This is a genomic window from bacterium (assembly GCA_019637795.1).
Classification (GTDB): domain Bacteria; phylum Desulfobacterota; class Binatia; order HRBIN30; family CADEER01; genus JAHBUY01.
Genome location: JAHBUY010000010.1, coordinates 50,434 through 62,580 on the forward strand (window position 1 = coordinate 50,434; position 12,147 = coordinate 62,580).

Consider the following 12,147-nt stretch of genomic DNA (forward strand, 5'->3'; position numbering starts at 1 on the left):
TCCGGCCGGGGCGCGTGCGGACGCACGGGAGGCGATGCTGAATGCTCTGGCGCGCTCCGCTCTGGTTCTGGCTCCTGCCGGCGGTGATCGCCGTCGGCGTCGTGCTGATCGTGCTGCTGCGGCGGCGCGCGGCGGCGCTGGCGGTGTTCGCCGAGGCGCCGCTGGCGGCGCGCCTCACGCCCGACCTCGATCGGCGGCGCTGGACGTGGCGCACCGGGTTGCGCGTGGCGGCGCTCGTGCTCCTGGTGATCGCGCTCGCCGGCCCGAAGTGGGGCTTCCACTGGCAGCAGATGAAGCGCCAGGGCCTCGACATCATCGTCGCCATCGACACGTCGCGCAGCATGCTGGCGACCGACGTGAAGCCCAATCGGCTCGAGCGCGCCAAACTGGCGGTGCTCGACCTGGTGCCGCTGCTGGAGGGCGACCGCATCGGGTTGGTGCCGTTCGCCGGCACGGCGTTTCTCGAATCGCCGCTGACCATGGACTACGCCGCCTTCGAGCGCGCCGTGCGTTCGGTCGAGGTCGGCATCATCCCGCGCGGCGGCACCGCCCTGGCGCGCGCCATCGATACCAGCCTCGAGGGCTTCGACGCCCGCGAGGGGAAGTACGAGGCGCTCATCCTCATCACCGATGGCGAGGACAACGAGGGCGACGTGAAGGCCGCCGCCGAGCGCGCCAAAGCGCAGGGCGTGCAGATCTTCACGGTCGGCATCGGCACCGACGAGGGCGAGCTCCTGCCGCTCGGCGACGGCGGGTTCGTCAAGGACCGCAGCGGCCAGGTGGTGAAGTCGCGGCTCGACGAGGAGACGCTGAAAGAGGTCGCCCTCGCCACCGGCGGCGCCTACGTGCGCGGCATCGGCCCCAGCCTCGGGCTCGACCAGGTCTTCCGCGACCACATCGCGCCGATGGAGCGCCGCGAGGTCGCGAGCGCGCTGCAGCGGCAGTACGAGGAGCGGTTCCAGATCCCGCTCGCGCTGGCGCTGCTGGTGCTGGTGATCGAAGGGCTGGTGCCGCTGCGCCGTTCGCCCCGCGCCGGGGCCCGGCGGCGCTTGCGCCGCGCGGCGGGCGCGGTCACCCTCTGTGTGCCATTCCTGTTCGGCTTCCTCGACCCGCAGGGCGACAGCGCCGCCGCCGGCAATCAGCTCTACGCGGCGGGCAAGTACGACGAGGCGGCGAGCAAGTACGGCGAGGGCCTGATCGACGCCCCGGCCTCGCCGCTGCTGCAGTTCAATCTGGCGACGGCGCTCTACAAGCAGGGCAAGTACGACGAGGCGATCAGCGCCCTGCAGAAGGTGGAGGCCAGCGGTGACACGACCTGGGTCGCCCGCGCCGCCTACAACGCCGGCAACGCGCACTACCAGGTGGGCGCCGGCACGGAGAACAGCAACCCGCAGGCGACGATCAAGAGCTGGACCCAGGCGCTGGTCGATTACCGGCGCGCCATGGTGGCCGATCCGAACGACGTCGACGCGAAGTTCAATCACGAGCTGGTCAACCGCAAGCTCGCCGAGCTGCGCAAGAAGCTCGAGGAAGAGAAGAAGCGGCAGGAGGAGCAGCAGCAGGACCAGGACCAGCAACAGCAGGACCAGGACCAGCAACAGCAGGACCAGGACCAGCAGCAGCAGCAGCAGGACCAGGACCAGAAGCAGCAGGACGAGAAGCAGCAGCAGGACCAGAACCAGCAACAGGACCAGAACGAGCAGCAACAGCAGGAGCAGCAGCAACAGCAGGAGCAGGGAAGCGAGCAGCCGCAGCAACCGCAGCAGGCGTCGGATCAGCAGCAGGATCAGCAGCAGCAGGATCAGCAGGGGCAGCAACAGCAGCGGGAAGAGGAAGCCGCCGAGCCGCAGCCGGAAGCACAGACGCGCGGCGGGCAGCAGGAATCCGAGCCACCCAAGGTCGAGCAGGGGCAGGGAGAGGCCGCCGCGGGAGCGGCCGGCGGGGCGGAGCCCAACTCACCCGAGCAACAGGCGGCGCAGGCGGTGATCGACACGGCGCGCGGCGAGGAGCTCAACCCGTTGGAGATCGACCGCCCGCTCGGCGTTGCCGGCAGCAGTGAGCCCTCGCGCGACTGGTGATGAGGATGGGCATGCTCGGCAGCGCGGGAGCCGCGGCGCGGCGGTGGAGCGGGATGGCGGGGGTCGCGCTGCTGGCGCTCGTCGTCGCTGCCCGCGTCGGGGCGGCGGCGATTTCGGTCAGCGCCTCGGTGGAGAGCACCGACGTCGCCGCCGGCGAGCCGTTCATGCTGACGATCTCCGTCGACGGGGCCCAGAACGTGCCCGTTCCGGTGGTCGAGGTGAAGGGCATGCGCGCCGACTACATCGGGCCGTCGACGCAGGTGTCGTTCGTCAACGGTCGCATGTCGGCATCGGTGACGCACCGCTACCGCATGATCGCCGATGACCCGGGGCAGTACACGCTCGGTCCCTTCGTCATCGGGTACGAGGATCAGCGCTACCAGACGAAGCCGATCAGCATGCGGGTGCGACCGGCGGGAACGCGTCAGGCCGCGGGCGCGGCGACCGGCAATCCGTCGTTGCGCCTGGTGGTGCAGCCCACCCGCTCCGAGGTGTACCTGGGCGAGCGCATCGAGGTGCTGCTGACGCTCTACGTCGGCGAGGTGCGGGTGCGCGACCTGCAATATCCCGTGATCCACGCCGACGGCGTCACGGTGGAGAAGTTCAGCCAACCGGATCAGGGTTCCGAGGTCGTCGACGGCAAGCGCTATACGACGGTCCGGCTGCGCACCCACCTGACGCCGGTGCGCGCCGGCCCGATCGACCTGCGCACCACCATGACGGTCACGGTGCTGGGCAACCGACGCGGGTTCGATTCGTTCTTCGACCAGATCCTGCCCGGCGACGCGAAACAGGTGGAGATCCAGGCCGAGCCGTCGCAGGTGACGGTTCTGCCGCTCCCCGAGGAGGGCCGCCCGGCCGATTTCACCGGCGCCGTCGGCACCTTCCAGTTCGATCTGACCGCCAAGCCGACGGAGGTCCAGGCCGGCGATCCGATCACCTTGCGCATGGAGGTTCGGGGCTCCGGCAACCCGGCGAGCGTCACCCCGCCGGCGCTGCCGGCGACCGCCGGATTCCGCCGCTACGACCCGCAGGCGGTCAAGGACGAGGACGGCGAGGATCGCCGCGTCTTCGAGCAGGTGGTGATCCCGAGCTCGGTCGACATCCGCGAGATTCCCGCCCTGCGCTTCAGCTACTTCGATCCCGACGCGCGCGCCTACGAGACGATCACCCGCGGTCCGCTGCCGATCCAGGTGCGGGCGGCGGCGGCCGGTCGCGCCGCGGTGGTGGACGCGGCCGCGCCGGCGCCGCCGACGCCGATCGCGGAAGCGCCACTCGGGCGGGACATCGTCTACATCAAGGAGGCGCCGGGCACCTTCCACCGCCGCGCCGCCGGCGGGTCGGGCACCTGGTGGGCGTTGCTCCTGGCGTTGCCGGTGGCGATGTTCGCATCCACCCGGGCGTGGGTGCGACGCGGCGAGCGCCTGGCGTCGGACCCGCGCCGGGTGCGCTTCCGCGCCGCGGGCCGTCAGGCGCAGCGGGCGCTGGCTGCGGCGCGCCTTCTCGGCGGGCGGGAGCGGGTCGATGCCAGCAGCGCCGCCCTGACGGCCTATCTGGCCGCCAAGCTCGATCTGCCTCCGGGCGGGGTGGAGCGCGACCGGGTCGTCGAGCGATTGGCGGCCGGCGGCGTCGCGGACGCGGTGCGCGCCGAGGTGGCGCGATTCTTCGCCCTCGCCGAGGAGGCGCGATATGCCGGCGGTGCCGGCGCCGCGGCGGATGGCGTGGTCGACACCGCCGAGCGCATCGTCGCCGCGCTCGAGCGCGAACGCCGGCTGGAGGCGCGCCTCGGCGCCTGGCTGGCGCTGCTGCTCGGCGCTGCGCTGTTGACTACGCCGGCGCGCGCCGACGACGTGCCGGCGACGGCGTTCTACGCCGGCAACGAGGCGTACGCCGCGGGGCGTTACGACGAGGCGATCGCCAGCTACCAGCGGGCACGGGGCGGCGGCGTCGACAGCGGCGCGCTCGAGTTCAATCTCGGCAACGCCTTCATGAAGCGCGGCGACATCGGCCGCGCCATCGCCAGCTACGAGCGGGCGGCGCGTCTGCTGCCGCGCGATCCCGATGTCGGCGCCAACCTGGCCTTCGCGCGTGAACGGGCGAACCTCGAGCCGGCCGGCGCGCCGGTCTGGCAACGGGTCTTCGCGCCGTTCGCCCATCGCGCCACGACGGCGGAGCTGGCGACGATGTTCGCGGCGCTGTGGTGGGGGTTCTGGGCCCTGCTGGTGGCGCGTCTGCTGTGGCCGGCGGGACAGGGGGCGCTGGCGCGCGCGGCCATTGCCGCCGCCGTGCTGGCCGGGATCGTCGCTCTGAGCCTGGTCGTGCGCGTGGGCTGGGTCGAAAGGCCGGGCGCCGCGGTGGTGGTCGCGGCTGGGGACACCCCGGTGCGCTTCGAGCCGACCGCCAACGGCACCGAGCACTTCATCGTCACCGCCGGCGTCGACGTGAGCGTGCGCGAGGAGCGCGACGGCTGGCTGCTGATCGCCCGTGCCGACGGTCGCCGCGGCTGGATTCCGGCCGACGCCGTCGAGCGGGTCGACTGACGGCGCGGCTCCGGCGCGTCAGCGGGCCAGGAAGGCCTGCAGCGCGGCCTTCACCGCCGGCCACTCGCGGTCGACGATGCTGTAGTACACGCTGTCCCGGATCCGGCCGTCGGGCATCACCATGTGGTTGCGGAAGATGCCCTCCTCGACGGCGCCGATCCGTTCCAGGGCGCGGCGCGAGGTCTCGTTCAGGCGGTCGGTCTTGAACTCGACCCGCAGGCAGCCGAGCACTTCGAAGGCATGGCGGAGCATGAGGTACTTCGCCTCGGTGTTCACCGGCGTGCGTTGCCGGGCGGGGGTGACCCAGGTGCCGCCGATCTCCAGGCGACGGTGGGTCGGGTCGGCGGCGAGGTAGCTGCTGGATCCGATCGGCGTCCCGGAGGCGCGGTCGACGGTCGCGAAGCCGAGGCCCTCGCCGTTCGCGTGCACGCGCGCCAGGCGCGCGATGAAGCCCCGCATGTCATCCTCGCTGCGCACCGTGTACGGCTTGAAGCGGTAGATGTCCGCGGTGCTGGCGGCCCACAGCGCCGGCGCGTGCGCCGGCGTCAGCGGCTCGAGGCGCACGACGCGCCCCTCGAGGGTGACCGGCTCGATCCACATGGCGGCAGAGTCGTCGAGGCGGCGGCGGGCGTCAACCGGCGCCGTCCCCACGATCGTCAGCGGGTCGCGGGATCGGCGGCGTCGGGATCGACGGCGAGCTCGCGGATCGCCTCGGTGACCCGTTCGGTCGGGATGCTGCCGCGCCGTGCCAGCTCGGCGAGGGCGGCGACGGTGATCGACGCGGCGTCGATCTCGAAGAAGCGGCGCAGGGCTTCCCGCGTGTCGCTGCGGCCGAAGCCGTCGGTTCCGAGCGGCACCAGTCCGGCCGGCACGAAGCGCGCCACCTGGTCGGGAACGGCCTTCATGTAGTCGCTGACCGCGACCACCGGCCACGGTGCGTCCGCCAGGCAGGCGCTGACGTAGGGCTGGCGCGGCGGCTGCTCGGGGTGCAGGCGGTTCCAGCGCTCGCAGGCCAGGGCGTCGCGGCGCAGCTCGCTGTAGCTGGTGGCGCTCCACACCGCGGCGGCGACGCCGCGCTCGGCGAGCAACGGCTGCGCGGCGAGCGCTTCGCGCAGGACGGCGCCGCTGCCGAAGAGGTGGATGCGCGGCGCACCGGCGAGCGGCGGTGCCGGCGCGATTTGGTAGAGGCCGCGGCGGATGCCGTGTTCGACGCCGGCCGGCATCGCCGGCATCGGATACTGCTCGTTGTAGACGGTCAGGTAGTAGAAGCAGTCCTCGCCGTCGGAGAACATCCGCCGCAGGCCGTCCTGGACGATCACCGCCAGCTCGTAGGCGAACGCCGGGTCGTAGGCGCACAGCGTGGGGACGACGCTCGCCAGGACGTGGCTGTGGCCGTCCTGGTGCTGCAGGCCTTCGCCGGCGAGCGTGGTGCGGCCGGCGGTGGCGCCCACCAGGAAGCCGCGGCCGCGCGCGTCGGCGTTCTGCCAGATGAGATCGCCGATGCGCTGGAAGCCGAACATCGAGTAGAAGAAGTAGAAGGGGATCATCGGCAGCCCGTGCGTCGCATAGGCGGTGCCGGCGGCGGTGAACGACGCCATCGCCCCGGCCTCGGTGATGCCCTCCTCCAACAGTTGTCCGTCGGTGGTCTCGCGGTAGTACAGCACGACGTCGGAATCGGCCGGCTCGTAGCGCTGGCCGAGGTGCGCGTAGATGCCGAACTTGCGGAACAGCGCGTCCATGCCGAAGGTGCGCGCCTCGTCGGGGACGATCGGGACGATGCGGGGGCCGATCTCCTTCTCGTTCATCAGCCGCTGCAGCATGCGGACGATCGCCATGGTGGTCGCCACCTCGCGGTCGCCGGTCTCCACCGTGAATTCCGCGAACCAGTCGGGCGCCGGCGTCGGCAGCGCGACCGCGTGCACGCGGCGCTGGGGGACGAAGCCGCCGAGGGCGCGCCGGCGCTCGAGCAGGTACTCGACCTCCTCGCTGTCGTCGGCCGGCCGGTAGAAGGGCGTCTCCAGGAGGTCGCGGTCGGCGATCGGAATGCCGAAGCGGTCGCGGAAGTCGCGCAGTTCCTTCTCGTTGAGCTTCTTCTGCTGGTGCGTGACGTTGCGGCCCTCGCCGGCCTCGCCGAGGCCATAGCCCTTGATGGTCTTGGCGAGGATCACCGTCGGCGCGCCGACGTGGTCCACGGCGGCGCGATAGGCGGCATGGACCTTCTCGACGTCGTGCCCGCCGCGTCGCAGGCGGCGCAGCTTGGCGTCGGTGAGATCCTCCACCATGGCCAGCAGCTCGGGGTGGGTGCCGAAGAAGTGCTGGCGGATGTAGGCGCCGTCGGACACCGTGTACTTCTGGAACTGGCCGTCGGGGACCTCGCCCATGCGCCGCACCAGCAGGCCGTTGACGTCCTTGGCCAGCAGCGCGTCCCAGTCGTCGCCCCAGACGACCTTGATGACGTTCCAGCCCGCGCCGCGGAACACCGCCTCGAGCTCCTGGATGATCTTGCCGTTGCCGCGCACCGGCCCGTCGAGCCGTTGCAGGTTGCAGTTGATCACCCAGATCAGGTTGTCGAGGTGCTCGCGCGCCGCCAGCGTGATGGCGCCCAGCGATTCCGGCTCGTCGGTCTCCCCGTCGCCGAGAAAGGCCCAGACGTGGCTGCGCGTCGTATCGTGCAGGCCGCGGTCCCGCAGGTAGCGGTTGAAGCGCGCCTGGTAGATGGACGAGATCGGCGACAGCCCCATCGACACCGTCGGGAACTCCCAGAATTCCGGCATCAGCCAGGGATGCGGATACGAGGCGAGGCCGCCGCCCGCGGTCTCGCGCCGGAAGGCGTGCAGTTGCACGGCCGACAGTCGCCCTTCGAGGTAGGCGCGGGCATAGACGCCCGGCGAGGCGTGGCCCTGGAAGTACACGTGATCGCCGGCGACCCCGTTGGCGTGGCTGCGGAAGAAGTGGTTGAAGCCGACCTCGAAGAGCGTCGCGCACGAGGCGTAGGTCGAGATGTGGCCGCCGATGCCGCTGTACAGCCGGTTGGCGCGCACCACCATCGCCATCGCGTTCCAGCGGATCAGGGCGCGGATGCGGCGCTCGAGCTGGGTATCGCCGGGGTAGAGCGGCTGCCGGTCGGCGGGGATGGTGTTGACGTAGGGCGTGTTGGCGCTGAAGGGCAGGGCGACGCCCTTGGCGAATCCGTGCTCGATCAGCCGCCCCAGCAGATACCGGGCGCGCTGCGGGCCTTCGCTGTGCAGGACCGTGTCGAGGGATTCGATCCAGGCCTGGGTATCGGCGGGATCGGTGTCGGCGCGAAACAGGGCATCCATCGCCGGCCACTCTACCACAGCGCCGGGGGGCGGAAACGACGCGCGGCGGCAGGGGGGATCCGCCGCCGCGCGCAGGGGAGCGGTCGCCGAACGGGGACCGCTCGGCGAGTCTACTGGATGGTGACCGGGATCTGTCGCCGGCGACCGCGCTCGCTCTTCGGCAGGCGCAGCTCGAGGACGCCGTGGTGCAGCGTGGCGCTGATCTGGTCGGCGTCGTAGCGGCTCGGCTCGCGCAGCGTGAAGCGGCGACGGAACTCGGTGGCGAACGCACCGTCGCCACGTCGCTCGACGCGCGCGGCGATGCTGAGCACCCCGTCGTCGAGCGAGACGTCGACCTGGCCGGGCTCCACGCCCGGGACGTCGGCGGAGACGAACAATGCCTGGTCGTCCTCGAAGATCTCGACCTCCGGCGTGCGGTGGTACACGCGCTGCTCCGTGTTGGTGTTGGTAACGTCCTGCGAGCTCATTGCGCTTCTCACTCCTCTCGTGGCATCGGCCAGCGTCTGGAATCAGATGACCTTCACTTCGATCTGCCGCGGCCTGGCCTCGGCGCGCTTGGGAATGCGGACGGTCAGAACGCCGTGCTTGGCCTCGGCGGTGATCGCCTCGCCGTCGAGATCGTCCGACAGCCGGAAGGCGTGCGAGAACGAGCCAAAGGCGCGTTCGCGCAGTTGGTAGGCGCCCTTCTCGCGCCTCTCCTCGCGGCGCTCCGCCTTGATGGTCAGGGTGCGACCCTCGACGTTGATCGCGATGGCCGCCGGATCGACCCCGGGCAGCTCGGCACGCACGGTCACGCCGTCGGCGTCGGGCACGATCTCGACCGCCGAGGCGGCTGGGGCAGCAGACAGAAAGTCGAACCCGAAGGCGCGGCGGAACACGTCGTCCACCTCGCGTTGCAGGCTGCGGACGCCACCGGCATGGCGGGGGCGGCGAACATGAACGAGCATCTCGAAACCTCCTTGGCCCGCAAGGGCGGGCAGCGTGTCGTGGGGTGTCGCGGACGGGCAGCAACCTAAGATCGCGCCTCCGCCAGTCAAGGCCGCGGCGCGCCCGCCGTCGCGTCGACACCGCCGTCGCGTCGACTTGTCAGTCGCCGCTCGATCGCGATTGAATGGCCGCGATGACCGCCGCCGATTCCGCGCTGGGCGCCCTGCCGGTCGCGACGTTGCCTGACGAGGCGTGGAGCGATCGCCTGTTCACCGGCGTCGGCCTGGCGTTGGACGCGGTCGTCGTCGAGGCGATGCGGCGGGTCATCGATCGCGTCCTGATGCCGAGCGCCGCGGAACTGCCCGCCCTGCGCGCCGCCGCCGCGCCCTTCCTCAGCGGCCCGCTGCGCGACGATCCGCGCCGCTACTTCGCCTTTCTGCGCGCGCCGGTGGCGGTGGTCGAGCCGGTCACCGACCGGCAGCGGCGGCACGGCGGCGGCGTCATCAGCAGCCGTCGCTTCGCCAGCGCCTATCAGCCGTACGCCGCCGACCCGACGGCGGCGAACGACAGCGTCCTCGTCGAGCACTGGACGCACGAGCCGGGGCCGCCGCGCGGCACGGTGCTGGCGCTGCACGGCTTCAGCATGGGGCAGCCGCGCCTCGACGCCTGGGCGCTCTTCGCCTCGTCCTGGTTCGCGCGCGGCCTGGACGTCGCCCTGCTGACCCTGCCCTACCACGGCGCTCGCACCCCGGCCGGCGCGCGCTTCTCCGGCCAGCGGTTCGCCGACCCCAACCCGGCCACCATGCACGAGGCGGTGCGGCGCGCGGTCTACGAGATCGAGCTGGTGCGCGCCTGGCTGATCGCGTCCGGCGGTGGACCCGTCGGCCTGCTCGGGCTCAGCCTCGGCGGCTACCTCACGGCGCTCGTCGCCGGTCTGGTCGACGACCTGGCGTTCGCGATCCCGATGGTGCCGCCAGTGTGCATCGGCGATCTCGCCTGGCGCTTCCTCGGCGCCCAGCGGCACGGCGCCGCCGCGTACTCGCATGCCGAGCTGCGCGCCATGTACCGGGTGCACTCGCCGCTCACCTTCCCGCTGCGGCTCGAGCGGCGGCGGACGCTGATCATCGCCGGCCGCGGCGACCGCATCGTGCCGCCGGAACACCCGCACGCGCTCTGGGAACACTGGGGCCGCCCCGCCATCCACTGGTTCAGCGGCAGCCACCTGGCGCCGTTCGGACGCGACCGGATCATCGCCGCGGTCTCCGACCACCTGCGGCGGCTCGAGATTCTCTGACGTGGCGGCCCGGCTCAGCGTCAACGCGCTCGGCGTCGCCATCGGGCACTGGACCGATGCCGCCGCCGCCACGGGCTGCACGGTCGTCCTCTGCCCGCGCGGCGCGGTCGGCGCGGTCGCCGTCCGCGGCGGCGCGCCCTGCGCGCGGGAGACCGAGATCCTGGCCCCGACGCGCGGCGTCGCGCCGCGCCTGGTCCATGGCGCCGTCCTCGCCGGCGGCAGCGTCTTCGGCCTGGCGGCCTGTGACGGCGTGGTGCGCTGGCTGAGCGAGCGCGGCATCGGTCTCGCGACCGGCCACGCCTGCATCCCGATCGTGCCCGCGCTCGGCCTCTACGATCTCGGTGTCGGCGATCCGCGCCGCTGGCCGGACGCCGAGGCCGGCCGCGCCGCCTGCGACAACGCCCGCCGCGAACCGCCGGCAGAGGGACGGGTCGGCGCCGGCGCCGGCGCCACGGTCGGCAAGGCGGCCGGCATGGAGCGCTGCAGCCGCGGCGGCCTCGGCATCGCCCGCCGGGCGCTGCCGGGCGGCGGCGCGGTCGAGGCGATCATCGCCGTCAACGCCTTCGGCGAGGTCGTCGATCCGGGCAGTGGCCGCATTCTCGCCGGCGTGCGCGCGATGCGCGGTCGCGGCTGCGAACCGATCGACCGCATCCTCGCCGGGCACGGTTCGACCCCGTTCGGCAACACCACCATCGGCGTCATCGTGACCGACGCGGCGCTGACGCGCGAGGACGCCACGGATCTCGCGTCGCAGGCGCACGACGGCCTGGCCCGTACCATCCGTCCAGTGCACACCCGCGTCGACGGCGACGCGCTGATCGTCCTCGCCACCGGCCGCCGGCGGGCGCGGACGGCGATGGGCGAGCTCATCGCCCTGCAGCATGCCGCGGTGGACGCGGTCGGCGCTGCCGTGTTGCGCGCCGTCGCGCGCTGACGACCCGGGCGCCGGTGCGCGCGCGGCGCGCCAGGCTGCGTGGCGGGGCGTCGCCGCGCGGCTTCACCGCCGGCCGACGGCGAGGCCGATCGCGATGACCAGCACCGCGGCGCCGAGGAGGGCGTGGGCCTCCAGGCGCTCGCCGAGCAGCAGCGCCGCGAAGCCGGTGGCCGATACCACCGCGGTCGCGGCGGCCAGGCTGGCCTCGATCGCGGGGGCGGAGCCGAGGCCGAGATGCAGCAGGAGCTGGCCGGCGACCGAGGTCAGCACGACGGCCAGCAGGACCAGCAGCAACGAGCCGTCGAGCGGCGGTACGCCGTGCCGCAGGGCGGGGGCGGTGAGCAGCGCGCCCACCGCCATGAAGTAGGTGGTGACGAGGTAGGCGCTCTCGACCGCGCGGAGCTGGCGCGCGGTGCTGACCGCGGCGCCGGCGAGCATCGACGCGGCGAGGGCGTAGAGGCTGCCCACCGTGGTCGCCTGCGCCAGGTCGGCGCCCGGACCGACGACGACGGCGATCCCGGCCAGGAAGAGGAGCAGCGCCGCGCCGAGCCGCGCGTCGACCCGCTCGCGCAGCAGGGTGGCCGCGATCACCGTCGTCCAGATCGGATACGTGCAGTGGAGCAGGGTGGCCAGGCCGGCGCCGGCGCTCGCGATGGCGTGGTAGTAGAGAAGGATCGCGCCGCCGCCGAAGAGGCCGCGCAACAGAACCGGCGGCAGGGTGCCGCGCGGTCGCAGGCCGCGGCCGCCGCGCAGGGCGAGCAGGACGAGGAGCGAGCCGAGGAAGCGGACGAAGGCCACCTGGCCGGCGTCCATGGTGCGCGTCGCCACCCGCACCGCGACCGCCATCGCGCCGAGCAGCAGCGAGCTGCAGAGGATGATGCCGATGCCGCGCAGCCGGCGCCGGCGATCGGCGTCGGGCGCGAGCGGGCGGGCGCCGGCGGAGGCCTCCATCGCGAGCAGTCCTAGCCCGGATCATTCATGAGTTCGCTACTGCGAGCGCCGATCGCCCGCCATCGCTGGCCGCGCTCGCTCCGCCCGCCTCGACAGGGGGTCG

General features: G+C 72.7%; 9 protein-coding genes. 4 read left to right on the forward strand and 5 right to left on the reverse strand.

The features are described from left to right. Nucleotides 1-41 precede the first annotated feature (41 nt). Both KF840_26415 and KF840_26420 read left to right on the forward strand, forming a co-directional pair. On the forward strand, nucleotides 42-2,078 hold the full coding sequence (locus tag KF840_26415) for a VWA domain-containing protein (GenBank protein MBX3028443.1): 2,037 nt from the start codon (nucleotides 42-44) through the stop codon (nucleotides 2,076-2,078). Between the two features lie 53 nt (nucleotides 2,079-2,131). Further along, entirely contained in the window at nucleotides 2,132-4,618 is a 2,487-nt protein-coding gene (locus KF840_26420) for a BatD family protein (GenBank protein MBX3028444.1), read from the forward strand. 18 nt (nucleotides 4,619-4,636) lie between these two features. Here KF840_26420 and KF840_26425 read toward each other — a convergent pair whose 3' ends face one another. The 4 genes from KF840_26425 to KF840_26440 all read right to left on the reverse strand — a co-directional run bounded on the left by KF840_26425 (nucleotide 4,637) and on the right by KF840_26440 (nucleotide 8,885). Beyond that, nucleotides 4,637-5,218 (reverse strand): GNAT family N-acetyltransferase, encoded by a 582-nt coding sequence (locus KF840_26425; GenBank protein ID MBX3028445.1) that lies wholly within the window; start codon nucleotides 5,216-5,218, stop codon nucleotides 4,637-4,639. 56 nt (nucleotides 5,219-5,274) lie between these two features. Further along, nucleotides 5,275-7,938 (reverse strand): pyruvate dehydrogenase (acetyl-transferring), homodimeric type, encoded by a 2,664-nt coding sequence (gene aceE / locus KF840_26430; GenBank protein ID MBX3028446.1) that lies wholly within the window; start codon nucleotides 7,936-7,938, stop codon nucleotides 5,275-5,277. Nucleotides 7,939-8,048: 110 nt separating this feature from the next. Continuing rightward, complete coding sequence (locus tag KF840_26435; GenBank protein MBX3028447.1) at nucleotides 8,049-8,405, reverse strand: Hsp20/alpha crystallin family protein; 357 nt, start codon at nucleotides 8,403-8,405, stop codon at nucleotides 8,049-8,051. A 42-nt stretch (nucleotides 8,406-8,447) separates the two neighbouring features. Further along, complete coding sequence (locus tag KF840_26440; GenBank protein MBX3028448.1) at nucleotides 8,448-8,885, reverse strand: Hsp20/alpha crystallin family protein; 438 nt, start codon at nucleotides 8,883-8,885, stop codon at nucleotides 8,448-8,450. A 164-nt stretch (nucleotides 8,886-9,049) separates the two neighbouring features. Between KF840_26440 and KF840_26445 the strand changes: the two genes are divergently transcribed. Both KF840_26445 and KF840_26450 read left to right on the forward strand, forming a co-directional pair. Continuing rightward, nucleotides 9,050-10,159, forward strand: coding sequence for an alpha/beta hydrolase family protein (locus KF840_26445; protein ID MBX3028449.1), 1,110 nt, complete (start codon nucleotides 9,050-9,052; stop codon nucleotides 10,157-10,159). Nucleotide 10,160: 1 nt separating this feature from the next. Beyond that, entirely contained in the window at nucleotides 10,161-11,093 is a 933-nt protein-coding gene (locus KF840_26450) for a P1 family peptidase (protein ID MBX3028450.1), read from the forward strand. Between the two features lie 63 nt (nucleotides 11,094-11,156). Here the strand turns inward: KF840_26450 and KF840_26455 are convergent, their stop codons facing one another. Continuing rightward, nucleotides 11,157-12,044, reverse strand: coding sequence for a DMT family transporter (locus tag KF840_26455; GenBank protein MBX3028451.1), 888 nt, complete (start codon nucleotides 12,042-12,044; stop codon nucleotides 11,157-11,159). Nucleotides 12,045-12,147: the final 103 nt, after the last annotated feature.

Bases quoted from the DNA above. Each gene is read 5' to 3' on its own strand.
- KF840_26415 (MBX3028443.1), top strand. From the start codon at position 42: ATGCTCTGGCGCGCTCCGCTCTGGTTCTGGCTCCTGCCGGCGGTGATC.
- KF840_26420 (MBX3028444.1), top strand. From the start codon at position 2,132: ATGGCGGGGGTCGCGCTGCTGGCGCTCGTCGTCGCTGCCCGCGTCGGG.
- KF840_26425 (MBX3028445.1), bottom strand. From the start codon at position 5,218: ATGTGGATCGAGCCGGTCACCCTCGAGGGGCGCGTCGTGCGCCTCGAG.
- aceE (MBX3028446.1), bottom strand. From the start codon at position 7,938: ATGGATGCCCTGTTTCGCGCCGACACCGATCCCGCCGATACCCAGGCC.
- KF840_26435 (MBX3028447.1), bottom strand. From the start codon at position 8,405: ATGAGCTCGCAGGACGTTACCAACACCAACACGGAGCAGCGCGTGTAC.
- KF840_26440 (MBX3028448.1), bottom strand. From the start codon at position 8,885: ATGCTCGTTCATGTTCGCCGCCCCCGCCATGCCGGTGGCGTCCGCAGC.
- KF840_26445 (MBX3028449.1), top strand. From the start codon at position 9,050: ATGGCCGCGATGACCGCCGCCGATTCCGCGCTGGGCGCCCTGCCGGTC.
- KF840_26455 (MBX3028451.1), bottom strand. From the start codon at position 12,044: ATGGAGGCCTCCGCCGGCGCCCGCCCGCTCGCGCCCGACGCCGATCGC.